Below are 23,240 nucleotides of genomic sequence, written 5' to 3'. Positions count from 1 at the left end.
TTTAGCTGGTAGCTGACAGCTGATAACTACTTCTTCAGCGTCACCTTCTCCGGCGAGGTCAGGCTGAAGGCGACGGGCTTGCTCGCTGGAATCTTGATCACGGTGTCGGCGGTGCCGGCGGCCACGGCGGTGCCGGCGGCGGCGCCGATGGCCGCGCCGCCGAGGGCGTGGTCACCCTGGTTCTTCTTGTCGGAGAGGAGGCCCACCAGGGCGCCGAGGGCCGCGCCGCCGCCGATGTACTTGGCGTTGCGCTCTCCGCGGGCGGTGGCCACCACCACGTGCGTGTCCGTATCGATGCCGACGCCAGCGATCTCGGTGAGACGGATGCCCAGGGCACCCTTGCCATTGCTGAGACGGCCCGCCGCGGCGCTCTGGGTCACGACGCCCCGGGCCGGGCTGCCGGCGCTCCAGACCAGCTTGCCGTCCACCACGACGTCAGAGGCCAGCGAGCCCTCCCAGGGATCCCCGGCCTGGTCCTTGTCCGTGGCCAGCTCGCGGGCCAGGGTGATCTCGAGCTTGGTGCCGGTGGGCACGTCGACCACCACGGGCTTGGGCGCCTCCTTGGCGACGGGAGCCGAGGCCAGCATGGCGGCCTCCTGCTTCTTGGCCTCGGCGCGCTTCTTCGCGTCGGCCACCTGGCGTTCCAGGGCCTTCACCTGGGACTTGGTCACCTGCTTGACGGTCTCGGCGTCCTCTCCGGTGACCTTGCCGGACTTGGCCTCGGCGAGCTGCTGCTCAAGCTGGGCAACTTTGGCCTCGGCGGCCTTGGCGGCTTCATCGGCCTGGATGGCGGCTTCGCTCTTGCGGTTGCATCCCACAGCCAGGACAAGTGCCGCGGCGAGGGACATTCGGATCAGGGCAGTGCGCATGGGACCTCCGTTGAGGGGGTATATAGTATGACAGCCCGCAAAGTTTACCCACCATGGCCACTCCCAACCTCAACCCCCGCGGTGAATCCGTGCTCCGCACCCTCATCGAGGCCTACCTGGAGGCCGGTGAGCCCGTGGGGTCGCGCCTGCTGTCCAAGCGGTTCCCGGAGCCCCTGTCCAGCGCCACCATTCGGAACGTGCTCTCGGACCTGGAGGACGAGTCCCTGGTGGCCCAGCCGCATACCTCCGCCGGGCGGATCCCCACGGAGCGGGCGTACCGCTACTACGTGGACCGCTGGCTGAAGGCGCAGCCCCCGGACTCCGAGTTGGAAGGACGCCTTGCCGCGGCGCTGGAGGGCCTCGACCTGGATCCCGAATCCTGGGCCCGGCACGCCAGCCGGACGCTGGCCGAGGTGATGGGAGGAGTCTGCCTGGCCCTGCCCCTGCCGCTGACCCAGAGCCGCCTGGTGCGCCTGGAGTTCGTGCCGGTGGGACCGGGCCGCCTGGTGGCCATCTGGGTGGGGAGCCTGGGCGAGGTGGATCACCGGCTCATGGACAACCCATGGAATTACAGTGATACCGTGCTTACTGAGCTGGCGAATTTCGCCACCGCCCAGTTCGCGGGCCTCACCCTGGGCGAGATGCGGTCGCGGCTGCTGGACGCCCTTCAGGCGGGGGCCCGGGAGGGGGAGACGCTTCGGACCCGCCTCCAGGAGCTGGCCTCCCAGTGGCCGGAGGAGCGCCAGGCTGGCGACCCCCCGGTGCTGGTGTCCGGGCTGGGGCGTCTTGGCCAGCTTCCCGAATTCGAGGATGTGGCCCGGTTCCGGGGCCTGGTGGCCGCCTTCGAAGAGCAGGGCCGCCTGGCCCGCCTGCTGAATGCCTTCGCGGACAGGGCCTCCCAGGACATCCAGCTGCTGCTGGGGTCGGAGAATCCGTACCTGGACGGCTGGCCCCTGGCCACGGCCGTCCGCACGGTGGGGTTGGGGCCGGCCGGCTACGTGACCTTCGCCCTGGTGGGGCCGCTCCGCATGGACTACGGCCGGGTCATGGGTGGCCTGCGGTGGTGGTCCCGGCAGGTCCAGCGGCGGCAGGGCGGATCCTGAGACGGTTCCCCGCCGGACTGCGTATACTGCTGCGATGACCACCGGCACTCCCCGCGAGCCCAACGACCTGCCCGCTCCACCCTCCGGCGAGCCTGAGGATGTGGTGGATCTCAGCTTGGACGACGCCCTGGACGCGGATCTCCAGTCCGTCGCAGACGAGGTGGCATCCGGGTATCCCGCCCCGTCCATCGAGGAAGGCGAACTCACGGAGCTCGACGGCTCGAGGGAGGGCCTGGAGGCGGCTCTCACCGAAGCCGAACGGCAGATGGAGGAGATGCTCCGGCGGGAAGGCGAGCTGATGGACCAGCACCGGCGCCTGGCGGCGGACTTCAACAATTTCCGCAATCGCGTCCAGCGCGACATCGCCCTGGCCGTGGAGCAGGCCGAGCGGAAGATCCTCCTCGAGGTGCTTCCGGTCCTCGACAACTTCGAGCGTGGCCTCAGCGCCTCCTACCAGGATGTGGACACCTTCCGCGCCGGCGTGGAGCTGATCCAGAAGCAGTTCGTGGAAGCGCTTCGCCGCATGAACGTCGAGCCGCTTCCGCTGAAAGTCGGCGACACGTACGACGCCCTCCACGCCGAGGCGCTCACCACCTTCAGCGATCCGAACCTTCCCGACGGCGCCGTGGCCGCGGTCTATGAGCGCGGCTACAACCTCAAGGGGCAGCTCCTCCGTCCCGCCCGCGTGGTGGTGAATCGGCTGCAGGATTCCGGGAAGCCCTAGCTGTCGCCCTCCCCGTGTCTTTGGATGACCCAAGAATCCGATTTATCATGAAGTTGCAATTCCCCGGGAGTTCCACCCATGGCAGGCAAACTGATCGGCATTGACCTCGGTACGACGAACAGTTGCGTCTGCGTGATGGAGAGTGGCGATTCACGGGTGATTCCCAACCGGGAGGGGAGCCGCACGACCCCCTCCGTGGTGGCCTTCACGGACAAGGGCGACGTGCTGGTGGGCCACATCGCCAAGCGCCAGGCGGTCACGAACCCGCAGCGCACCCTCTTCGCCGTCAAGCGCCTCATCGGGCAGCGGTTCAACGCCCCCAAGGTCCAGGAGGCCGTCGGTCGGCTGCCCTTCCCGGTGGTATCCGCGCCCAACGGGGATGCCTGGCTGCGCGTGGGTGAGCGGGACTACGCGCCGCCCGAGGTCACGGCCATCGTCCTGCGTTCCCTGAAGCAGGCGGCCGAAGCCTTCCTCCACGAGGACGTGATGGACGCGGTCATCACGGTCCCGGCGTACTTCGACGACGCCCAGCGCCAGGCCACCAAGGACGCTGGCAAGATCGCCGGCCTCAATGTGCAGCGCATCATCAACGAGCCCACGGCGGCGGCCCTGGCCTACGGCTTCAACAAGAAGGGCCTGAAGCAGATCCTGGCCATCTACGACTTCGGCGGCGGCACCTTCGACTTCACCTTGATGGAGATGAACGACGGCGTGTTCGAGGTCCTGGCCACCAGCGGCGACACCTTCCTGGGCGGGGAGGACATCGACCTGGCCATCCAGAACTGGCTCGTGCAGCAGTTCCGGGAGAAGACGGGCATCGACCTCTCCTTCGACCGCATGGCACTCCAGCGGCTGAAGGAGGCCAGCGAGAAGGCCAAGTGCGAGCTGTCCACCCTGGAGCGGGTGGAGATCCGCCTGCCCTTCATCGCCCAGGCCCCGAGCGGGCCCCAGCACCTCGAGGCCACCCTGACCCGCGACCAGCTCGAGGAGATGGCCCGGGCGCTGGTGGAGCAGACGCTGGTCCCCATCAAGGACGCGCTGGAGCAGGGCGGCAAGACGGCCAAGCAGGTGGACGAGGTGATCCTCGTGGGCGGGCAGACCCGCATGCCCATGGTGCAGCGCCTGGTTCGGGACTTCTTCGGCAAGGAACCCAACCGCAGCATCAACCCGGACGAAGTGGTGGCCACGGGCGCCTCCATCCAGGGCGCGGTCCTGAAGGGCGACATCAAGGACCTGGTGCTGCTGGACGTCACGCCGCTCAGCCTGGGCATCGAGACCCAGGGCGGCGGCTTCGTGAAGATCATCCAGCGCAACGCCACCATCCCCACCCGGGACGCGCGCACCTTCACCACGGTCACGGACAACCAGAGCCGAGTGGAGATCCACGTGCTGCAGGGCGAGCGGGAGCTGGCCGAGCACAACAAGAGCCTGGGCCGGTTCGACCTCATCAACCTGCCGCCCCTCCCCAAGGGCGTCCCCCAGATCGAGGTGGCCTTCGACATCGACTCCAACGGCATCGTGAAGGTGTCCGCCCGGGACCTCATGACCGGCCTGGAGCAGAGCATGAGCATCCGGCCCAGTTCCGGCCTGTCCGAACTGGAGATCCAGCGCATGATCCGCGAGGCCCTGGCCAACGCCGAAACCGACGTGAAGAAGCGCGACGCCCTGAAGTACATCGCCTCCGCCGAGGGCCTGATCTTCTCCTGCGACAAGAGCTTCGCGGAATGCGGCAAGTACCTGGCGGAGGACCAGCAGATCATGATCCGCGACGTGCTCTCCCGCGCCCGGCAGGCCGTGGCCTCGCAGGACTCCGCGGCCCTCCGGGCCTGCGAGGGCCAGCTGCTCGAGGCCCAGAACCTGCTGACCGACGCCGTCCTGGCCGCCAGCGAGGCCATGATGGCCTCCCTGGATGGCGAGGATGAGGGGGCGGGGCCGAATTAGGCCGGCCCATCGGCTATCCTGGAATCCAGGATGGGTGCATGAAGCGTGACTACTACGAAGTCCTCGGCGTTTCGAAGGACGCGGGGACGGACGAACTGAAGAAGGCCTACCGCAAGCTGGCCATGGAGCTGCATCCCGACCGCAATCCAGGCAACAAGGAGGCGGAGGAGAAATTCAAGGAGGCGGCGGAGGCCTACAGCGTGCTGTCGGACCCCGAGAAGCGCCGGGTGTACGACCAGTTCGGCCACGCGGGCCTGGGCGGCGCGGGGGGCGGCGGCCAGCAGTTCCAGTTCGATCCGAACCAGTTCGCGGATTTCGAGGACATCCTCGGCAGCTTCTTCGGCGGCGGGCTGTTCGGCGACCTCTTCGGCGGCGGCCGGCGGCGGGCCAGCGGCGAGGAGCGGGGCTCGGACCTGCAGTACAACCTGAAGCTCAGCTTCAAGGATGCGGTTTTCGGCAAGGAGAGCGTGGAGCTCAGCATCCCGCGCCTGGAGGCCTGTGGCACCTGCCATGGCTCCGGCTGCGAGGCGGGCACGCGGCCGGAGACCTGCCCCCAGTGCCGGGGCGCGGGCCAGGTCGCCATGCGACAGGGCTTCTTCCAGATGCTCACACCCTGCCCCCGCTGCGAAGGCAAGGGCCGCATCATCCCGAAGCCCTGCCGCGAGTGCCGCGGAGAGGGGCGGGTTCATCGGAAGGCCAAGGTCAGCTTCAAGGTGCCCGCGGGCGTGGACCGGGGCACGCGCCTCCGCCTCCAGAACCAGGGCGAGGCCGGGCGCTTCGGCGGCCGCACCGGCGATCTCTACGTGGTGTTCGACGTGGAGCAGGATCCGAAGTACGAGCGGGACGGGTTCGACCTCCACCAGCGGCTGGAGGTGTCCTGGCCCCTGTTGGTGACCGGCGGCGCGCTCGAAGTCGAAACGCCCTACGGCGCGGACAAGGTGAAGCTGGCGGCGGGAACCCCGGCGGACCACGTGGTGAAGCTTGTGAATGCCGGTGTCCCCAGGCTCCAGGGCAGCGGCCGCGGCGACCTCTACCTGCACCTGCGGGCGGCCGTGCCGAAGTCCATCACGGCCGAGCAGCGCCAGCTGCTGGAGCAGCTCCGCCGGAGCCTCGACGGCGAACCCGCCGGGGAGAGCGAAGAAGGCTTCCTGGCCAAGGTGTTCGGGGCCGAGAAGGGCGGGAAGAAGAAGCGGAAGTGACGGTCAGTCCGCCACCACCACCTGCCGCTTGCCTTCCCGCTTGGCGCGCAGGAGGGCGCGGTCGGCCTGTTCGATGAGGTGGCCGGCGCCGTCGGCGTGCTCCGGGAAGGCGGCCACGCCGGCGCTGAGGGAGATGGTCAGGCGGTCGTTCCCGATGGTGACGGGCTGGCCCAGGATGACCTCGATGAGGCGCTCCGCCAGCTTCTGGGCCCCCGGGGACCGGGTGCTGGGCATGATGAGACAGAACTCATCCCCTCCATAGCGGTAGAGGCGGTCATGGGCGCGGCAGAGACGCTGGGCGGTCCGGGCGACGGCCTCGAGCACGATGCTTCCCGTGGGGTGGCCGTACTGGCTGTTCACCTGCTTGAGGTCATCCACGTCGATGAACACCAGGGCCACGGATTCCCCCTTGGCGGCGGCCTCGCGCACCGTCTGGGGCAGCTCCGTCTCCAGGCACCGGCGGTTCTGGGCCACCGTGAGATCGTCCTTGAAGGACAGGGCCCGGCTCTCCTCCAGGCGCCAGGCGTTCAGCAGCAGGGGCTCCACGTCCTCGAAGCCCAGGAGGAAGCGCTCGGGCGGCTCAAGGGGGTCCAGCAGGCGCAGGAGGCCCAGCTGTTCCGAGGCGGCCAGGAGGAAGGCCTCGCCCTGGCGCACCAGGTCCAGGGCCTCGTGGCGGGGCAGGGGGGCTTCCGGGAAGGAGCCGTCGCCCGCCCGCTGGTAGAACAGGCTCTCCTTCCGGAGCCAGATCGCGCCACCCTTCGCCCGCGACTGCCGGATGGCGCGGCTCAGGATGAGCTTCAGCAGATCGTCCAGGGAGGCCAGGTGGAGCATCTGGCGCAGCCATCCCTCGCTGCCGAGGTCCCGCTGCCGCAGGTGCCGGAGCGCCTCCCGAGCCGCCTCGAGGGGGCGGTCCTGGCGCATCACCCAGCCTGGCCGCTGTTCCAGCACGGCGCTGATCTCCTCCGCCTCCGCCTCCTGGACCCACCACAGAATTTCCGACCCCTCCGCCGGGATCAGCCGCGGATCCGGCCGTTCGGCCACCAGCACCAGCGAACCGGGCCCCGGTCCTGGCACCACGTCGTGGCCCCAGGCCTCCAGGGCCGTTCGCAAGGCATTGCCGGCCGTGGATGGTTGCGGTTCCAGCCAGTGGATGTGGTGCATGGGGCTCCGGGAAGGTGGGGTCAGGTTGTCACGGGCGGTCAGCCCAGCGCGGCTTCGAGTCTCATGGCGAGTTGGCCGAGGTGGGCGGCGAGGGGCTCCAGGACGGGGAGCGAACCTTCCCGCTGCCCGCGCTCAGCGCGGACCCAGCGCTTGAGGAGGACCACCGCCTGGGCATCGCGCACGCCGAGGCGCTTGGTGCTCTGGATCAGCTTGTGGGAAAGGCGGGCGCGCTCGGTCCCCGCCGGGTTTCCCCTCAGGCTGGCGATGAGCTGCAGGGCCTCCTGGGCCACTTCGAGATCCTGCCGGATGAGGGGCACCCGGGCATTGATCCGGAGCAGGAACAGCTCCAGGAACCGCAGCAGCTCGCCCAGCACGTCCATGGCGTCCCGGAGGGCCTGGTGGACTTCCTCCGGGGATTCCAGCAGCTGGCCCAGGTCCTCGATGAGCCGCTCGGCCTCCTCCCGGTCGGGCCGTCGCATCAGGGGGAACTCGGGGCTGCGGCGGAAGGCCAGCAGGTGACGGTAGGCCTGGGCGAGCCCGAGGGCGAGCCGGGGCCAGTCCTGGAGCTCCAGGCTCAGGAGGAGGTGGGTGTGGATGGGCGGGACCTGTTCCCAGAGCCGCTGGATGCGGAGCCGGAGGCGATCCCCCTCTTCCATCAGGCTGGGGGAGTCCGGGAACAGGCGCTGTTGCACATCAGGAGAGAACAGGCCCACGAGCTCGCCCATGAGCTGCTTCTGGTGGTTGAGGAGCAGGCCGCGCAGGCTGTCCTGGGCGTGGGCCACCTGCTCCGCGTCGGCCCCGGCCAGGGCCTGCTGCAGGAGGCTCCGCAGGGTCCCCTGGTCCTGGCGCAGGCTCAGCACCGCCTGGCGGAGGTAGGCGCGGAGCCGGGGCGCCTCGGGCCGGTCGGGGTCCACCAGGGCGGCCCGGGCGGGGTCGTAGGCGCGCTCCGCCACCCGGCCCAGCTCGGATTCGATGACCAGGAAGGTGGGCACGGAGGCGTAGATCTCCTGGGCGCCGGTGCCGGCCGAAGGCTCCAGGGATTCCATGAGCCCCAGGAGGGAGATGTGGCTGGCCAGGGCCCGGGCCACCACGGAGAAGAGGGCCGGATCCCCGGCCCGGAGATCCCGGAGCAGTTGCCGCAGCTCGACCGGGGTGCGGTCCCTGAACAGCTCGGCGTCCATGCGGGGCAGCACCCAACCCAGGTGGTCCCAGAGCCAGCGAAGGCTTCCCCGCACCTGCTCCACCGCGGGCCAATGGATGCCTCGGTCCATGGGCCGCATCAGGCCCAGGCGCAGGTTGGACACCACGTGCTGCAGCAGCAGCAGGGGCTCCGCGCGGGCATGGAACTCCGGAGGGATGCAGGCTTCCAGGTGCTCCGCCAGCCGGGCCAGGGATTCCTCCAACCTCCCCTGTCCCTGGATGGCCCGGTTCACCACCTTCATCTGGGCGTTCAGTCGCGCCACGGCCTCCGGCCCGTCTTTGCAGGTCTGCAGCGCGGTCATGATCTGGCGGAAGGAATCGCGATGATCTTCCAGGAAGGCCGCCCACAGGGCCTGAAGGGTTCCGGCCTCCTCACCCGGTGGGGCGGCCATGGTCCGGAGCGAAGCCAGGAGATCGAGCAGCAGGCCCACCCAGGCGGGCTGGTCGTGTTCCACCATCAGCTCCCGGTGGGCGGTGCCGGTCAGGTGGGCCAGCCGTCCGAGGCTGTGCTGCAGCACCAGCCCCATGGCGATCCGGGCCTCGCCGAGGCGGCGGGGCGAGAACTGGTGGAGGAAGGCCAGGAAGAGTCCGAGGTTGCGTCGCAGGTTGGCCTGGGCCGGGGACTCCCCGGTGCTGGCGGTCTCGCCGGAAGGTGCTTCCAGCAGGGGATCCAGGTCTCCGGCCCCTTCCCGGAGGATGTCCTCCAGCAGGGCCAGGTCCGTTCTGGATAGACCCTTCTCCCGGATCAATTGCCGGGCCAGCATCAGACGCTGGGGCGGAGTCCCTGGGGCAGGCATGGCGAAAGCATACAATGGGCCGGGCGTGGGATACCTCCGGGAGGTGTTACCATCGCATCACCCCATCCGGAGGCAGCCAGTGGTCAGCAAGCTAGGGGAAATGCTCGTCAAAGCTCAGCTCATCACGGATGCCCAGTTGGAAGAAGTGATCAGGATCCAGCGCCGGGAAGGCGGAAAGCTGGGCAGCATCGTCGTGCGCCAGGGCTACTGCTCGGACCAGGACATCGTGAGCTTCCTCGGCATGCAGTACGGCGTCCCCGCCGCGGATCTGGAACAGTGGCCGCCCATCGACTCGGGTGTCATCGCGCTGATCCCGAAGGACCTGGCCCAGCGCCACAAGGTGCTGCCTCTGCAGCGCACCGGTAACGTGCTGACCCTGGCCATGTCCGATCCCACGGACATCTTCGCCATGGATGATGTGCGCTTCCACACCGGCTACAACGTGGACCCGGTCGTCTCCAGCGAGATGGGCCTGGTGCGGGCCGTGGAGAAGTACTACGGGGGCTCCAGCGGCGTGCGGCTGGCGGATGCCCAGGGCGCGCGGGCCACGATGAGCGGCGCGGCGGCCGCAGGTCCCACCGATTCCGGCCCCGCCGGACCATTCAACGAGCAGGACGAGCACTTCGACCTCCAGGAGCTGGAGCAGGAACTGGATGCCGACGCCGAATACGAAGCCACGGAGGACGACGAAGAGAGCATCAACGTCGGCGCCCTGAAGAAGGGCAGCGAAGACGCCCCGGTGGTGAAGCTCGTGAACATGGTGCTCATCGACGCCATCAAGCGCGGGGCCTCGGACATCCACATCGAGCCCTACGAGAAGAACTACCGCATCCGGTTCCGCATCGACGGCATCCTCCAGGAGGTCATGCGGCCGAACCTCAAGCTGCGGGATCCCCTCACCTCCCGCGTGAAGATCCTGGCCAAGCTCAACATCGCCGAGAAGCGCCTGCCCCAGGACGGGCGCATCAAGCTGCGCGTGAACATGGGCGGCCGGCAGAAGGTCATCGACTACCGCGTGAGCATTCTGCCGACGCTCTTCGGCGAGAAGATCGTGCTGCGGCTGCTGGACAGCGACAAGCTCATGCTCGACCTCACCAAGCTCGGCTTCGAGCCCGAGAGCCTGGAGCGCTGGGACCGGCAGATCTCCAAGCCCTACGGCATGGTGCTGGTGACGGGACCCACGGGGTCGGGCAAGACGAACACCCTGTATTCCTCCATCGCCAAGCTCAACACGGTGGACACCAACATCCTCACCGCCGAAGATCCCGTCGAGTTCAACTTCCCCGGCATCAACCAGGTGCAGATGAAGGAGCAGATCGGCCTGAACTTCGCGGCGGCCCTGCGCTCCTTCCTCCGGCAGGATCCCAACATCATCCTCGTGGGCGAGATCCGCGACTTCGAGACCGCCGAGATCGCCATCAAAGCTTCGCTCACGGGCCACCTGGTGCTCTCCACCCTCCACACCAACGACGCCCCCAGCACCATCAACCGCCTCATGAACATGGGCGTGGAGCCGTTCCTGGTGGCCACCTCCGTGAACATCATCTGCGCCCAGCGTCTCGTGCGCCGCCTCTGCAACAGCTGCAAGGCCGTCGACACCCACCACCAGCCCGAGGAGGCCCTGCGTGAGGTGGGCTTCACTCCGGAGGAGATCCAGCGGGGCATCACCTTCTACAAGCCGGTCGGGTGCGATATTTGCAACAAGCGCGGCTACAAGGGCCGCGTGGGCCTCTACGAGGTGCTGGAGATGTCAGAGACCCTGAAGGACATGATCCTCACGGGCGCCTCGGCCATCGAGCTGCGCGAGCAGGGCCAGAAGGAGGGCATGATCACCCTCCGCCGCTCCGGCTGCCGCAAAGTCCTCGACGGCGTCACCACCATCGAAGAGATCATCCGCGAGACAGTCCTCTAGGAAAGGTTCGGCATGAGTGAGATCGGTTCCAACTACGTAGCTCCGCTGCAGCAGCTGCTCAAGACGATGGTGGAGTACGGAGGCACGGACCTCCACATCACCACGGAATCGGCGCCGCAGATCCGCATCGACGGGCGCATGGTGCCGCTCAAGCTGCCCCCCATGGATGCCTCCCAGACCCGCTGGCTCTGCTACGGTGTCATGACCGACCAGCAGAAGCACCGCCTCGAGGAGGATCTGGAGGTGGACTTCTCCTTCGGCCTCCAGGGCGTGGCCCGCTTCCGCGCCAACGTCTTCAACCAGCGGGGCGCCACGGCGGGCGTCTTCCGCACCATTCCCGAGAACATCCGCAGCTTCGACCAGTTGGGCCTGCCGCCCTCGGTCCAGGCCCTCTGTGACAAGCCCCGCGGCCTGGTGCTGGTGACCGGAGTGACGGGTTCCGGCAAATCCACGACCCTGGCCGCCATGGTGGACAAGATCAATGCCGAGGAGCCCGTCCACATCCTCACCATCGAGGACCCGGTGGAATACGTGCACAAGCACCGGCGGGCGCTGGTGAACCAGCGCGAGATCCACGCGGATACCCACAGCTTCAAGAAGGCCCTTCGCTCCGCCCTCCGTCAGGATCCCGACGTGGTGCTGGTGGGTGAGATGCGCGACCTGGAGACCATCGAGTCGGCCCTCACCATCGCCGAGACGGGCCACCTCACCTTCGGCACGCTGCACACCAACAGCACCGTGCAGACCATCAACCGCATCATCGACGTGTTCCCCAGCCACCAGCAGGCCCAGATCCGCGCCCAGCTCTCCCTGGTGCTGGAAGGCGTCATCTGCCAGAGCCTCATTCCCAAGGTGGGCGGCAAGGGCCGGGCCCTGGCGCTGGAGATCATGATCCCCAACTCCGCCATCCGGAACCTCATCCGCGAGGACAAGATCCATCAGATCTACGGCACCATGCAGTCCGGCCAGACGAAATACGGCATGCAGACCTTCAACCAGAGTCTCTCGGATCTGGTGCTCCGCAAGGAAATCAGCCAGGAGCAGGCCTTCGAGTACACCTCGAATGCCGACGAGCTGAGGGAGCTCATCAACCGGGGCGTGGGCGTCGGCTCTGCCGGCGGCCGCGGGGCGGCCACGGCCCAGCCGACCGCCAGCACCAATCCCGCCCTGGGAGGCCGGAATCCCAACATCAAGTACACCTAAACCATTCCCTGCGACCCATTAGATCTTCACCACTGATCCATTCCTGCCTATCCTGAAGGCACCATCGTTCCCAGCTGTCCGCCGAGGTCCGCATGCCCGCATACGCATGGAAAGGCAAGAATCGAATGGGGGAGGCCCAGGAGGGCGTCCTGGTGTCCGAATCCCGGGATGCCGCCGCCGCCACCCTGAAGCGAAACGGCATCGAGGTCACGGGCATCAGCGCCATGGCCGCCAAGGGCACCAAGTCCTTCGGCAAGGTCAAGCCCAAGGACCTGGCCATCTTCACCCGGCAGTTCAGCGTGATGATCGATGCGGGCCTGCCTCTGGTGCAGTGCCTGGAGATCCTGGGCGCCCAGCAGGTGGACAAGGGCTTCCAGAAGATCATTGAGGCCGTGCGGGAAGACGTGGAGAAGGGTCTCACCCTGCAGGCGGCCCTCTCCAAGCACCCCAAGGCCTTCAACGACCTCTACGTGAACATGGTGGGCGCCGGCGAGAGCGGCGGCATCCTGGACGTCATCCTCCAGCGCCTGTCGAGCTACATCGAGAAGGCCGTCAAGCTCACCGCCAAGGTGAAGGGCGCCATGACCTACCCCGTGGCCATCATCACCATCGCCATCGCCGTGGTGGTCATCATCATGGTGAAGGTGATCCCCGTCTTCTCCGCCATGTATGACGGTCTGGGCAGCAAGCTGCCCTTCCCCACCCTCGTCTGCATGGCCATCTCCAGCGCCCTCATCAACTACAGCTGGATCCTGATCATCGCCACGGTCCTCATCGTGGTGGGCCTGCGCCAGTACTACAAGACGCCGGCGGGCCGGCTCCAGATCGATGCGCTCATGCTGAAGATCCCCATCATCGGCGACGTGCTCCGCAAGGTGGCCGTGGCCCGGTTCTGCCGCACCCTGGGCACCCTCATCAGCTCCGGCGTGCCCATCCTCGAAGGCATGGACATCACGGCCCGCACCGCGGGCAACATGGTGATCCAGAACGCCATCCTCAAGTCCAAGGACGCCGTGGAGCAGGGGCGCAACATCAGCACCCCGCTGGCGGAAACCAAGGTCTTCCCGCCCATGGTGGTGCAGATGGTGGGCGTGGGCGAGGCCACGGGCGCCCTGGATGCCATGCTGGCCAAAGTGGCCGACTTCTACGAGGACGAGGTGGACAACGCCGTGGCCAACCTCACGAGCCTCATGGAGCCCATCATGATCGCCATGCTTGGTGGCATCATCGGCTTCATCGTGGTCGCCATGTACCTGCCCATCTTCAACCTGGCCAACGTGTTCGGGAAGGAGTGACCTCTTCCACCAAGGTCGCTTCTTGGTAAGGCGAGTCCTCGGGACGGAGCCGAACGAACGGCGGAGGGCTTGCGGTCGCTTGCTTGGGCGGCCATCGGTCCATGGCTGGATGGCATTCGATCCAGGCTCATGGCAGGGAAAAGGAGCCGCAGGCTTGGGCTCCGTCCTTTGCTTGCTTCTTGATCCAGCGCCATCTGTCGCTCATGGCCGGAGCTGCGATGACCCTGGTTTGATCGACATGGCCCACGGCCACATCCGAAAGGTCGTCCCGCCGCACGGAGGCTGGCACGGGACTTCCGCCGAACGCCGTTGCGGTCCGGCCTCAAACCGGAGCCATCCGCGTGTCGTACGGGCAGACTACGTGGCCATTCAGGCCGAGGTCCAACCAAGCGTTCCCGGAGGATCCCAGCTCGGTGGCCGTTCGGATCCTCAGCCAGCTGAACCGGCTCTCACCGGGCGGGGCTGAAGGCTGGGTTCAGGGTACGTTCGCGCCGCTCTGATCGATCTTGACCATCTGTTTGTTGTTCTGCGTATCGACGGCCGTGATGGTGTAGGTCAGGCGGTCTGCGTTGATGACCAGGGTGAACCGCATCTTGCTGGCATCTTTGATCGTGAAGGACACGGGCGGCGTCAGGGTGGGGCCGGTTCCATCCGGCGACCAGACAAAATTGCCCGCGGCCGGGTAGAGCCCGACTTCCGCCTTCACGTTTTCCAGGGCCATCCGAAGGGCCGTGGCGTTCGCACGGGCATCTCCCACCTGACGGGCATAGTCCCTGGCGCCGCTGAATCGGGGGATGGCGATCGCCGCCAGGATGCCGATGATGGCGAGGGCCAGGAGCAGCTCGATCAGGCTGAAACCTCGGGTGGCGGGGGATCTTTTCATCGCAGCTCCTTCAGAGCCTCAGGACCGTTCAACAGTCATTCGAGTATAGGCACGCGGGGCCGGAGACCGGCTTCACAGGGGCAGGGAACTTTCCGGGGTCTTGGGCAGGGTATGGATCTGGACACCCCCTTGCACCTTGAGCCCATAGGTAATTTGAATGACATAAGGACCATTCGGGTTGATGGGCAGGAGCCCCACTTCCCCGGGAATGGTGGCCGCCGCCCCGAAGGTGTACGCGTACCGGGTCTGGTCGAACGGGTTTCTCATGTTGAGGAACTCGAAGCGGGCCTTCATGACCGCCATGGTCTCCGTGATGGTGGTGGCCGTGGCCAGGTCGGCGGCGGTGCGCTCCGCCATGGGCTGCTCCACGGTATCCAGGGCGTTCTGCATGGCGGCGGCGATGTCGGCCGCATTGGCCTGGGTGGCGCGGTTGCGGGCGGACTCGCGCTGGCCCAATAGGGCCGGGATGGCGATGGCGCTGATGATGCCGATGATGGCCAGCACCATCAGCAGTTCGACGAGGGTGAATCCAGTGTCTCGTCTCATGGTCAGCTCCTGGATTCATGGATAGGGAGGGTGAAACAAGACCCATGCCAACGGAGTGGGTCTTGTTGAAATAAGCGCAAAAAAAGGGGCCGCAACGGGTGCGGCCCCTTTCCGTTCAGGCCGAAGCCCAAGGGTTCCGATTACAGAGCCAGGGAGCTTTCGGGGGACTTGGCCAGGGTGTTGAGCGCGAAGACGCCCTTGACCTTGGTGCCGTAGGTGATGCCCACCACGCTCTGGCCGTTCACGGTGGCGGCCAGCAGGCCCACTTCACCGGGGACGGTGGCGGCGGCGCCGAAGGTGTAGGCAGCCAAGGCCTGGTCAAAGGGGTTCTTCATGTTGAGGTACTCGGGGCGGTTGGAGACGGCCGTCAGGGTTTCGCCGACCGTCGTGGCCGTATCCAGGTCCGTGACGCTGCGCTGGCCAGCCGGCTGATCCTCGACGATGCCCAGGGCCACCTGGATGGCGCCGGCGATGTTGGAGGCGTTGGAAGCCGTGGCGCGGTTGCGGGCGGCCTCACGCTGGCCCAGCAGGGCGGGGATGGCGATGGCGCTGATGATGCCGATGATGGCAAGCACGAGCAGCAGTTCGATGAGGGTGAAGCCCTTCTGGTTCTTCATGTGATGTCTCCTTGTGGGCGATGGCCGCGTGTAAAGGTATCAATCCCTATGCCAATTTACCAATCCTCCTGAGAGGCTCCTGAAATCCCAGCACCTTAGGGCAAGAAAGGACCGGTGGAAAGCCGTGACGGGCCGGAAAGGGTTACGGGAGTGACGTAGAGGGTCAGATTTCTGCCCTATTGCGTCGAAGCGCCCGACGGGGGACCGGCTTGCGGCTTCCCATGGGCCCGGAGCCAGGCCTGGGCTCGGCTCGCGGCGCGGACCTGCTGATCCGGGGGCAGGCTCTTCCTGTAGGCCTCCACGGCGTAGGCCTGCGGGGGGGAAATGCCGAACCCTCTCGCCAGAAGCATCCAGTAGAGGGCCTCTTCGGAATCCGAAACCACCCCGAAACCCTGGCGGTACAGGAAGCCGAGGGTGAAGCAGGCCTGGCCATCTCTGGCCTCGCCCTGGGCCCGGAGCAGTAGGAGCGCGCGCTTGAAGAAGGGGGCCGCTTCGGCCGGTGAGGATTCCTGGAGGAGCTCCCCCGCGAGGACCATGGCGAGCGGATGCCCCCCATGGGCCGCCGCCTCAGCCCAGCGAAGGGCCTCCGCCTGATCTTTGCGGGCCCCCAGCCCGTAGTGGTAGGCGCGTGCCAGGGCGAACTGGGCGAGCGTGTGGCCCTGGTCCGCCGCGCGGCGGAAGGCGGGCACCGCCCGCTCCGGAGACTGCTGAAGAAACCTGCCCCCCTGCTGGTAGAGGACTCCGGTCAGGTACTGGCCCTCCGGGGAGCCCAGGCGCCCTTTGAACAGGGCCCACAGCACCGGGCCTTCCCTGAAGGCTGTCGCCACCAGGAAACTGACCGAAAAGGCCGCCAGGGAGGTTTTCAGCCATCGCCGGGTGGATGTCCAGCCGCGGCTGCCGATGCGATTCAGGTACACCGCGTACCCAAGGCCCCAAAGCAGGGCCACGCCCAGGGCCGTCAAGGCGAGAATGGCCCCCCAGTTGCGGACGTATCCCCAATCGATCATTCCGTTCATGATGTCGCGCACCCTAGCTGGATCATGGTTCGAGCGTTTCAAGGAGTTCCCGCGCCCCGCGATGCTTCGGATCCAGCCTCAGGGCTTCCTGGGCGGCCTTGCGGGCTTCGTCTTTCCTTCCGAGGTCGCGGAGGATCTGGCCTTTGCGCCACCAGGCGCCGGGATAGCCGGCGGCGCCGCCTTCGAGGGGCTCGCGGAGGACCTGGTCCAGGGCGGCGAGGCCTTCGGGGCGGTGGAGGCCGCTGCTGGCGGCCACCTTGCCGAGCTGCAGGTGGAGGAGGCTGGGGGCGTCCACTTGGGCGAGGTGGTCCTGGACCACCTGCCAGGCGAGGTCGGGGCGGCCGCCGTGCAGGTAGGCGTCGCTGACGGCGGCCACGCCCCGGGCGCGGGTGCGCACGCCGGGCAGCAGGCGGGAGGCCTCGGCGAGCAGGCGGGCGTTCTTCCCGGCTTCGCCCATGGCCTTCTTGGCGGGGCGGCGGTCCAGGGCATCGAGCCACTGGCCCACCACCTCGGGATCCTGTGGCGCCTGGGCCAGGGCGCGACCGAAGTAGGGCTGGGCCTCCCACCACTTGTCTTCTTCCACCAGGACCAGGGCCTGGAGAAGGTCCCCCCGGGCCGGGGCCACGCGGCGGAGTTGGTCGGCGCAGCGCAGGGCCTTCCGGGTGGAGCCGCCCAGGATGCCCGGCAGCATCTCGTAGGCCAGGCCGAGGCTCATCCAGGCGGGGGCGAGGGTGGGATCGGCTTCGGTGGCGGCGCGCAGGTCGTCCATGGCGCCCAGGGCGCCGCGGAGGCTGCCGAGGTCCCGCTGGCGGATGGCCTCGCCCGCCCGGGCCAGGCCCCGGGCCAGGAGGGCGTCCGCCAGGCGGGGGTTCGCGGCCAGGGCGCGATCCGCGGCCGAGTGGGCCTCGGCGAAGCGCTGGAGGCTGGAGAGGGCTTGGGACTTGGCCGCCCAGGCCGCGGCATCACCCGGGTTCTGGCGCAACCGGGCCTCGGCGTCCGCGAGCACCTTGAGGTAGCGCCCGGCGTCCAGGTCGGCCCGGAAGGAGGGCGCCGCAGGCTGGGCCAGGAACACGAGGGCGATGGGGAGGGGGAGGGGCACGGGCATCCTTCAAGCGAACGCGAAGACAGGATTAACAGGATTGAAGGCAGGATGAACAGGATTGGGGTGGGAGGCTGGAAGGTTTTTCCATGGGAATCCAGCGGCCAAGGGCAACGGTCCCGTCCTGACCTCGGGTATAGCGTGGCGGCGCGGGTTCGGCTATGCTAAGTGATTGTTTGCACATGGCTCTGGAGGAGATTACATGAGCGCCAAGGGCGGATTGTTGGAAGGGAAACGGGGCCTGATCATCGGCGTGGCGAACAAGCGGTCCATCGCCTGGGGCATCACCCAGAAGGTGGCCGAGGCCGGCGCCCAGCTCTGCCTGACCTACCAGAACGAGCGCCTGGGCGAAAACGTCCGCGAGCTGGCGGCGGAGCTGAAGAATCCCCTCCTGCTGCCCATGGACGTGGGCAGCGACAGCCAGATCGTCATGGCCTTCGACGAGATCCGCAAGAAGTGGGGCAAACTCGACTTCCTGGTGCACGCGGTGGCCTACGCCCCCCGGCAGGCCCTGGAAGGCCGCTTCGTGGAGACCAGCCGCGAGGATTTCCGCGTGGCCCATGACATCAGCGCCTATTCCCTGGCAGCCGTCTGCAATGCGGCCCAGCCCCTCATGACCGAGGGCGGTTCCATCGTGACCCTCAGCTACCTGGGTGGCGAGCGCGTGGTGCCCGGCTACAACGTGATGGGCGTGGCCAAGGCCGCCCTGGAGTCCACGGTGCGCTACCTGGCCGCGGATCTGGGACCCCAGGGCATCCGCGTGAACGCCATCTCCGCCGGCCCCATCAAGACGCTGGCCTCCTCGGCCATCCCGGGCATTGGTTCCAAGCTGAAGGCCCATCGTTCCCACACCCCGCTGCAGCGCGACACGGACCAGCTGGAAGTGGGCGATGCCGGCGTGTTCCTCGTCAGCGACATGGGCCGCGGCATCACCGGCCAGGTGCTCTACGTGGACGGCGGCTTCAGCATCATGGCGGGGTGACATTCTCCGGGGGTTCCCCTCGCAACGCCTGCGTTGCGAGGATCTAAGGGCGCGCTGCGCGCACACCCCCGGACCCCCGCGATCGGCCCGGCAGAGCCGGGCTGATCCGCATTCCTTCGGATCCGGGATTCAGGCCTTCAGGTGCTCAAGTGTGTCCAGCACATCCTGCACGTGCCCCTTCACGCTCACCTTGGGCCAGACGTGGCGGATGACGCCCTTGGGGTCGACGAGGAAGGTGCTGCGGATGATGCCTTCCACTTCCTTGCCGTACATCAGCTTCTTGCCGAAGGCGCCGAGGGGCTTGAGGAGGGCGCACTCGGGGTCGGAGAGCAGGCGGAAGGGGAGGCCCTGCTTGGTGATGAAGTTCTGGTGGCTCTTGAGGCTGTCGCGGCTGAGGCCGTAGACCTGGGCGCCCAGGGCCTGCACGCGGGTCCAGCTGTCGCGGAAATCGCAGGCCTCCGTGGTGCAGCCGGGGGTGCTGTCCTTGGGGTAGGCGTAGAGCACGGTCCAGCGGCCCTTGAGGTCCGCGGCCGTGATCGTGGCCCCCTGGTCGTCCTGGAGGGAGAAGGCGGGGAGGGGATGTCCGATCAGCGAAGTCATGAGCGGTAGGGTAGCGCACCGCCTGTGACCGGGGACAACCCGCATTGCGGTGAGAATGGGGCCGCGAGGTCATCCATGAACCTGACCGAATACCTGTCCGCCGAATGGAAGCCCGCCCTGGGTTGCACGGAGCCCGCGGCGGTGGCCTACGCCGCCTGCCTGGCCGCCCGGCAGGGGCGCGGCGAGCCGCGCATGGCCCGGCTGGTGCTCGACGTGCGCACCTACAAGAACTGCCACGCCGTGGGCATCCCCAACAGCGGCGGGCGCACCGGGGTGCTCTGGGCCCTGGCCCTGGGGGCCGTGCTGCCGGATCCGGCCCCGGCCCTGCAGATCTTCGAATCCGTCACACCCCGGGCCCTGGAGCAGGCGGGGCGATTGCTGGACCGCGGCGCCCTCCACGTGGAGGTGGACGCCTCCCGGCCCGATCTCTACATCGACTGCACCGTGGCCTGCGAGGGGGGCGTGGGGCGGGCGGTACTGGAACAGGAACACACCCGCCTGGCGCGGCTGGAGACGGATGGCATGGCGGCGCCCCTGGCCGCGGCCCAGTCGGGCCCGGACGCCGTGGACTGCATCCGGGAGCAGGTCGGGACCATGTCCCTGGCGGAACTGGTGGCCCTGGCCCAGACGATCACCGAGGCGGACCGGGCGCGCCTGCGCGAGGGTCTGGCCCTGAACCTGGCCATGGCCGAACACAGCGTCGACCACCTCCCGGCGGGCTTCGTGCCCGGGCCGGAGGGCGAACCCTGGCTCCGCATTCCGCGCCTGGTGAGCTCCGGCGTGCTGGGGCGCATGTCCGGGGAGCCCCTCACGGTCATGTCCCTGGCGGGCTCCGGCAACAAGGGCATCACCGTGTCCGTGGCGCTGGGGCTGTGGGCCCGGCGCAAGGGGTACAAGGAGGCCCGCATCGAGGAGGCCCTGGCCCTGGCCTGCCTGCTGACCACGGCCACCACCCACCACCTGGGGACGCTCTCCGCGGTGTGCGGGGCCTCCAACGCCGCCGGCATCGGCATCGCCGTGGGCCTGGTGCACCTGGGCGGTGGCGGGATCCCCCAGATGGAACTGGCCATCCACAACATGGTGGGCAACCTGGCGGGGCTCATCTGCGACGGGGCCAAGATCGGCTGCGCCATGAAGGCCATGACCGGCGTGGAGGCGGCGTTCCGCTCGGCGGAGCTGGCCCTCGCAGGCTTCGGCATTCCGGGGACAGACGGCATCGTGGGCGCCACCGGCGAGGCCTCCCTGGCCCACCTGGGCCGCCTGGCCCAGCAGGGCATGGCCTGCGCCGACGGCGAGATCCTGGACATCATGCAGGCCAAGCTGGGCTGATCAAGCCATTGGACGGGGCACGGACGCCCAGGCCAAGCCCAGCACCAGGACCAGGGCCGCCCAGCCCAGGGGGGTGGGATCCGTGGCGAGGCGGGGCAGCTGCTCGAGGAGCAGGCGCCCCAGGCTGTCGTGGTCGGGACCCGGACCCAGGCCGAGGGTGGACAGGGTGGCCTCGCCCCACAGCGCCCCGAGCCAGGCGCCGGGGAACAGGCCCGCGGCCTGGTCCAGGGCCCAGGGGGACCACCGGCGGAGGGTGGAGGCCGGCGTGGCGCCCAGGGTCCGCTCCGCGGCCCAGGCCGGCGATTGCCGGAAGGCGTCGAGCTTGACGCGCAGGGGGGGCTCCAGGTGGGGGGCCAGCAGCAGGCCCAGCAGCAGGAAGAGGGCCGCGACGTTGAGGCCTCCGGCGGCCGCGGCCAGGGGGAGCAGGAAGAGCACCGGCGGGAGGCTGCGCAGGGCGGACAGTGCGCCGGACCAGCGCCGGCCCCGCCAGGCGAGCAGCAGCGCGGCTCCCAGCCCCAGCAGGGCGCAGGCGCTGGCGAACCCCACACTGCGGGACCCCGCCAGCAGCAGGCGCAGCAGGGCATCCCGCCCCAGGTCGTCCACCCCCAGCGGATGGCCGGGCGAGGCGGAGAGCCCGCCGTGGAACGGGTCGAGGGGCAGGTCCGGCAGGGCCAATGCCAGAAGGAAGGCGAGGCGCCATTTCACGGCGCGGTCTCCGGGTCCATCCGCCGGGATGACAGCCAGAGCAGGGCCAGCGCCACCACCCAGGCCGAGAGTCCGGCGCGATCCCGCCCGGCCACGCGGTCCATCCAATCCATGCCGAGGCCCGGCACGCCCAGCATCCGTTCCAGGACAAGCGAGGCCGTGAGCCAGACCGGAAGGCGGGCTGCCAGCCAGCAGCCCGAAAGACGGGCCAGGGCCAGCCGCCGGGCCCGGAGCGTCACCGCGCGGCCCCAGGCGGTGGGGAAGGGCACCTCGCCTGGAAGCGCCGTCGCCAGCCACCGGACCTCGCCGGGGAGGGCGGCCAGGAGGAAGGCCGAGAGCCAGCCGCCCTGGCCCGGCGGGCCCCAGGCCGCGGGCCAAAGGGCGAGCAAGGTGCCGGCCCAGAGCAGGTCGGGTGGGGCTTCCAGCAGGGCCAGGGAGCTCCGGGTCGCCAGGGTGGGCCCGCCGAGCCAGGCCAGCAGCGGCGCTGCGATGGCCAGGGCGCCCAGGGCGAGAGCCGCGGGAAGCAGGGCGTGGGCCGGGAAGGGCGGGGGCGGAACCGGCCGCCACAGGGCGCCGGGCAGGCTCCAGGCCAGGGTCAGGGCGAGACCCCAGACGGCCGCGCCCTGCAGGCTGTCCCGCCTCACCGGTTCCAGCGCCAACCCGCGGCCCCCGGCGTGGCCAGGTACAGGCCCAGGGGGCTGGGCGTCACGGAGAGGCGCTTGTCCACCCAGACCACGCTCTGGAAGTCGAGGATGGGCAGCGCCGCCGGATGCTTGGCCCAGACGCCCTGGAGCTCGCGCCAGCCGAGATCGCCCGCCTGCCGGAGTCCGGCGGCCAGCGAGGCGACCTGGGGGTCGGACCAGCCGGTGACGTTCATGGGGCCCTTGGGTTCGAGGTACTCCAGGACGGCCCATGGATGCGGCTCGAAGACCACCACGGAGCAGGCCAGTTCGAACTCGCCCTTGCGGAGCCGGTCCACCAGGATCGCCTGCTCCAGGGGCATCAGCTGGAGGTCGAAGCCGTCCTTCCGGGCCCGGTCCCGCAGCGCCAGCAGCAGGTTCTCGGTGGACGCCTCGCCCGCGGCATAGAGCAGCTTCAGCCGGCCCGGCGGCTTGGGCGGATCGGTCGGACTGTCGATGGCCTGGGGGTCGAAGCCCAGGCTCTCGGGCCACAGGCCGCGGCTGGGCCGGGCGTTCTGTCCCAGCAGGCCGGGCGGGAAGGCGTCCTGGCGCCAGCGCTCCAGGAGCTGCAGGGGCCCCGTTCCGGCGCGGCTCCAGACCACCAGCTGGGCGTTCATGGGCTGGACCACCACGCGGTGGGAGGTGGGCGGCGGCAGGGGCCGGGCCGGCGGGGCGCCGATGGTGAGCCAGCCTTTCTGCAGGGCCTGGAGCACGCCAGCAGGGTCGGGCAGCAGGCGGAATCGGATGCCGTCGATGCGCGGCTTCAGGAAGTGCTCCCGGCGGTAGAAGGTCCATGCCGCGGGATCTTTCTGGAAGCGGAAGGGACCGGAGCCGCGCTCCGGATGGCCCTTCTGGGCCACAGGCACCCGGGCCAGCTCCAGCAGCAGGCGACCAGGGGGCTTGGGTGAGCGGATCCAGATCCGGCCGTCCTGCTGTCCGGTCACCGCGCCGTCGAGAATCGCCCGCTTGGTGGCGCTGGCGGAGGCGTCGCGCCGGATCTCGGAGAAGGTCCAGAGCACGTCCTCGGGCGTCACCAGGCTGCCATCGGTGAACCGCGCGTCGTCGCGCAGGGTGAAGGTGATGAGCCCATCCCTCTGGATCTTCCAGGAGGCGGCCAGCCTGGGCACGGCCTGTCCCTCAGACCCCAGGCCCACGAGCGCGTCGCCGGCCAGGGACTGGAGGATCCACTGCTCGTAGCTGTCGCCGCGGATGAAATCCAGGGGCCCGGGATCCCGGGGCAGGGACTCCTCGACCATCTGGCTCCAAGCTGGAGCGAGGGTGGAGAGGAAGACCAAGGTCAGGGCGGCAAGGCGATTCCGCATGGCTGGGGCTCGAGGAAGTTTCCTCTCAGCATGCCCGGGTGCCCGGGGCTCTGCCAA

Annotated in this window: 21 protein-coding genes; 9 read left to right on the top strand and 12 right to left on the bottom strand. The window is 68.7% G+C overall.

The features are described from left to right. Window positions 1–26: 26 nt before the first annotated feature. Window positions 27–869, bottom strand: a complete 843-nt coding sequence (locus MLE42_RS03560; protein ID WP_243286511.1) for a hypothetical protein — start codon at window positions 867–869, stop codon at window positions 27–29. Window positions 870–922: 53 nt separating this feature from the next. Between MLE42_RS03560 and hrcA the strand changes: the two genes are divergently transcribed. The 4 genes from hrcA (at window position 923) to dnaJ (ending at window position 5,836) form a co-directional block, all read left to right on the top strand. Beyond that, window positions 923–1,972 carry a heat-inducible transcriptional repressor HrcA gene (gene hrcA, locus MLE42_RS03555; RefSeq protein WP_243286510.1) on the top strand — a complete coding sequence of 350 codons (1,050 nt, stop codon included), beginning with the start codon at window positions 923–925 and terminating at the stop codon, window positions 1,970–1,972. A gap of 34 nt (window positions 1,973–2,006) precedes the next feature. Then, a complete protein-coding gene (locus tag MLE42_RS03550) occupies window positions 2,007–2,696 on the top strand; it encodes a nucleotide exchange factor GrpE (RefSeq protein WP_243286509.1) in 690 nt (229 codons plus the stop codon). Window positions 2,697–2,774: 78 nt separating this feature from the next. Continuing rightward, complete coding sequence (gene dnaK / locus MLE42_RS03545; RefSeq protein ID WP_243286508.1) at window positions 2,775–4,637, top strand: molecular chaperone DnaK; 1,863 nt, start codon at window positions 2,775–2,777, stop codon at window positions 4,635–4,637. A gap of 38 nt (window positions 4,638–4,675) precedes the next feature. After that, window positions 4,676–5,836: a molecular chaperone DnaJ gene (gene dnaJ, locus MLE42_RS03540; protein WP_243286507.1), complete on the top strand. Its 1,161-nt coding sequence runs from the start codon at window positions 4,676–4,678 to the stop codon at window positions 5,834–5,836. Between the two features lie 3 nt (window positions 5,837–5,839). Here dnaJ and MLE42_RS03535 read toward each other — a convergent pair whose 3' ends face one another. Together MLE42_RS03535 and MLE42_RS03530 are read right to left on the bottom strand one after the other, a co-directional pair. Beyond that, the gene (locus tag MLE42_RS03535) at window positions 5,840–6,997 is read right to left on the bottom strand and encodes a GGDEF domain-containing protein (protein WP_243286506.1); all 1,158 of its coding nucleotides are present in this window, start codon (window positions 6,995–6,997) and stop codon (window positions 5,840–5,842) included. 38 nt (window positions 6,998–7,035) lie between these two features. Then, window positions 7,036–8,994, bottom strand: a complete 1,959-nt coding sequence (locus MLE42_RS03530) for a hypothetical protein (RefSeq protein ID WP_243286505.1) — start codon at window positions 8,992–8,994, stop codon at window positions 7,036–7,038. Window positions 8,995–9,094: 100 nt separating this feature from the next. Between MLE42_RS03530 and pilB the strand changes: the two genes are divergently transcribed. The 3 genes from pilB to MLE42_RS03515 all read left to right on the top strand — a co-directional run bounded on the left by pilB (window position 9,095) and on the right by MLE42_RS03515 (window position 13,404). Continuing rightward, a complete protein-coding gene (gene pilB, locus MLE42_RS03525) occupies window positions 9,095–10,906 on the top strand; it encodes a type IV-A pilus assembly ATPase PilB (RefSeq protein ID WP_243286504.1) in 1,812 nt (603 codons plus the stop codon). 12 nt (window positions 10,907–10,918) lie between these two features. Then, window positions 10,919–12,109 carry a type IV pilus twitching motility protein PilT gene (locus tag MLE42_RS03520; RefSeq protein WP_275975694.1) on the top strand — a complete coding sequence of 397 codons (1,191 nt, stop codon included), beginning with the start codon at window positions 10,919–10,921 and terminating at the stop codon, window positions 12,107–12,109. A gap of 92 nt (window positions 12,110–12,201) precedes the next feature. Then, window positions 12,202–13,404 (top strand): type II secretion system F family protein, encoded by a 1,203-nt coding sequence (locus tag MLE42_RS03515; protein WP_243286503.1) that lies wholly within the window; start codon window positions 12,202–12,204, stop codon window positions 13,402–13,404. A 475-nt stretch (window positions 13,405–13,879) separates the two neighbouring features. Here MLE42_RS03515 and MLE42_RS03510 read toward each other — a convergent pair whose 3' ends face one another. The 5 genes from MLE42_RS03510 to MLE42_RS16265 form a co-directional block, all read right to left on the bottom strand. Further along, a complete protein-coding gene (locus MLE42_RS03510) occupies window positions 13,880–14,287 on the bottom strand; it encodes a prepilin-type N-terminal cleavage/methylation domain-containing protein (protein ID WP_243286502.1) in 408 nt (135 codons plus the stop codon). Between the two features lie 72 nt (window positions 14,288–14,359). Beyond that, the gene (locus MLE42_RS03505) at window positions 14,360–14,833 is read right to left on the bottom strand and encodes a prepilin-type N-terminal cleavage/methylation domain-containing protein (protein WP_243286501.1); all 474 of its coding nucleotides are present in this window, start codon (window positions 14,831–14,833) and stop codon (window positions 14,360–14,362) included. Window positions 14,834–14,973: 140 nt separating this feature from the next. Beyond that, window positions 14,974–15,450 (bottom strand): type II secretion system protein, encoded by a 477-nt coding sequence (locus MLE42_RS15980; RefSeq protein WP_275975693.1) that lies wholly within the window; start codon window positions 15,448–15,450, stop codon window positions 14,974–14,976. Between the two features lie 176 nt (window positions 15,451–15,626). Beyond that, a complete protein-coding gene (locus tag MLE42_RS03495) occupies window positions 15,627–16,457 on the bottom strand; it encodes a tetratricopeptide repeat protein (protein WP_243286500.1) in 831 nt (276 codons plus the stop codon). Window positions 16,458–16,488: 31 nt separating this feature from the next. Next, window positions 16,489–17,565: a tetratricopeptide repeat protein gene (locus MLE42_RS16265; protein WP_243286499.1), complete on the bottom strand. Its 1,077-nt coding sequence runs from the start codon at window positions 17,563–17,565 to the stop codon at window positions 16,489–16,491. A gap of 202 nt (window positions 17,566–17,767) precedes the next feature. Here MLE42_RS16265 and MLE42_RS03485 point away from each other — a divergent pair, with 202 nt between their 5' ends. Beyond that, complete coding sequence (locus tag MLE42_RS03485) at window positions 17,768–18,547, top strand: enoyl-ACP reductase FabI (protein WP_243286498.1); 780 nt, start codon at window positions 17,768–17,770, stop codon at window positions 18,545–18,547. 129 nt (window positions 18,548–18,676) lie between these two features. Here the strand turns inward: MLE42_RS03485 and MLE42_RS03480 are convergent, their stop codons facing one another. Then, window positions 18,677–19,147, bottom strand: coding sequence for a peroxiredoxin (locus MLE42_RS03480; protein ID WP_243286497.1), 471 nt, complete (start codon window positions 19,145–19,147; stop codon window positions 18,677–18,679). A 75-nt stretch (window positions 19,148–19,222) separates the two neighbouring features. Between MLE42_RS03480 and MLE42_RS03475 the strand changes: the two genes are divergently transcribed. Beyond that, a complete protein-coding gene (locus tag MLE42_RS03475; protein WP_243286496.1) occupies window positions 19,223–20,476 on the top strand; it encodes an L-serine ammonia-lyase, iron-sulfur-dependent, subunit alpha in 1,254 nt (417 codons plus the stop codon). Here the strand turns inward: MLE42_RS03475 and MLE42_RS03470 are convergent, their stop codons facing one another. From MLE42_RS03470 to MLE42_RS03460, 3 genes are read right to left on the bottom strand one after another with little or no spacing between them, the layout of a single operon-like run. After that, on the bottom strand, window positions 20,477–21,181 hold the full coding sequence (locus MLE42_RS03470) for a hypothetical protein (protein ID WP_243286495.1): 705 nt from the start codon (window positions 21,179–21,181) through the stop codon (window positions 20,477–20,479). Continuing rightward, window positions 21,178–21,840, bottom strand: a complete 663-nt coding sequence (locus tag MLE42_RS03465; protein WP_243286494.1) for a hypothetical protein — start codon at window positions 21,838–21,840, stop codon at window positions 21,178–21,180. The genes MLE42_RS03470 and MLE42_RS03465 overlap by 4 nt, the downstream gene beginning before the upstream one ends. After that, on the bottom strand, window positions 21,822–23,183 hold the full coding sequence (locus MLE42_RS03460) for an ABC transporter substrate-binding protein (protein ID WP_243286493.1): 1,362 nt from the start codon (window positions 23,181–23,183) through the stop codon (window positions 21,822–21,824). Before MLE42_RS03460 ends, MLE42_RS03465 begins: the two co-directional genes overlap by 19 nt. Window positions 23,184–23,240 lie beyond the last annotated feature (57 nt).

It is taken from the genome of Geothrix terrae, from assembly GCF_022808775.1.
GTDB lineage: Bacteria > Acidobacteriota > Holophagae > Holophagales > Holophagaceae > Geothrix > Geothrix terrae.
The sequence above is the reverse complement of the archived record's forward strand: the minus strand, read 5'-3'. Positions and strand labels throughout refer to the sequence as shown.

Excerpts from the sequence above, each read along its gene's own strand:
- MLE42_RS03460 (WP_243286493.1), bottom strand. The coding sequence starts at position 23,183 with ATGCGGAATCGCCTTGCCGCCCTGACCTTGGTCTTCCTCTCCACCCTC.
- MLE42_RS03520 (WP_275975694.1), top strand. The coding sequence starts at position 10,919 with ATGAGTGAGATCGGTTCCAACTACGTAGCTCCGCTGCAGCAGCTGCTC.
- dnaJ (WP_243286507.1), top strand. The coding sequence starts at position 4,676 with ATGAAGCGTGACTACTACGAAGTCCTCGGCGTTTCGAAGGACGCGGGG.
- pilB (WP_243286504.1), top strand. The coding sequence starts at position 9,095 with ATGCTCGTCAAAGCTCAGCTCATCACGGATGCCCAGTTGGAAGAAGTG.
- MLE42_RS03550 (WP_243286509.1), top strand. The coding sequence starts at position 2,007 with ATGACCACCGGCACTCCCCGCGAGCCCAACGACCTGCCCGCTCCACCC.
- MLE42_RS03485 (WP_243286498.1), top strand. The coding sequence starts at position 17,768 with ATGAGCGCCAAGGGCGGATTGTTGGAAGGGAAACGGGGCCTGATCATC.
- MLE42_RS03510 (WP_243286502.1), bottom strand. The coding sequence starts at position 14,287 with ATGAAAAGATCCCCCGCCACCCGAGGTTTCAGCCTGATCGAGCTGCTC.
- MLE42_RS03475 (WP_243286496.1), top strand. The coding sequence starts at position 19,223 with ATGAACCTGACCGAATACCTGTCCGCCGAATGGAAGCCCGCCCTGGGT.
- MLE42_RS03535 (WP_243286506.1), bottom strand. The coding sequence starts at position 6,997 with ATGCACCACATCCACTGGCTGGAACCGCAACCATCCACGGCCGGCAAT.
- MLE42_RS15980 (WP_275975693.1), bottom strand. The coding sequence starts at position 15,450 with ATGAAGAACCAGAAGGGCTTCACCCTCATCGAACTGCTGCTCGTGCTT.
- MLE42_RS03495 (WP_243286500.1), bottom strand. The coding sequence starts at position 16,457 with ATGATCGATTGGGGATACGTCCGCAACTGGGGGGCCATTCTCGCCTTG.
- MLE42_RS03515 (WP_243286503.1), top strand. The coding sequence starts at position 12,202 with ATGCCCGCATACGCATGGAAAGGCAAGAATCGAATGGGGGAGGCCCAG.
- hrcA (WP_243286510.1), top strand. The coding sequence starts at position 923 with ATGGCCACTCCCAACCTCAACCCCCGCGGTGAATCCGTGCTCCGCACC.
- MLE42_RS03560 (WP_243286511.1), bottom strand. The coding sequence starts at position 869 with ATGCGCACTGCCCTGATCCGAATGTCCCTCGCCGCGGCACTTGTCCTG.
- MLE42_RS03530 (WP_243286505.1), bottom strand. The coding sequence starts at position 8,994 with ATGCCTGCCCCAGGGACTCCGCCCCAGCGTCTGATGCTGGCCCGGCAA.
- MLE42_RS03505 (WP_243286501.1), bottom strand. The coding sequence starts at position 14,833 with ATGAGACGAGACACTGGATTCACCCTCGTCGAACTGCTGATGGTGCTG.
- MLE42_RS03480 (WP_243286497.1), bottom strand. The coding sequence starts at position 19,147 with ATGACTTCGCTGATCGGACATCCCCTCCCCGCCTTCTCCCTCCAGGAC.
- dnaK (WP_243286508.1), top strand. The coding sequence starts at position 2,775 with ATGGCAGGCAAACTGATCGGCATTGACCTCGGTACGACGAACAGTTGC.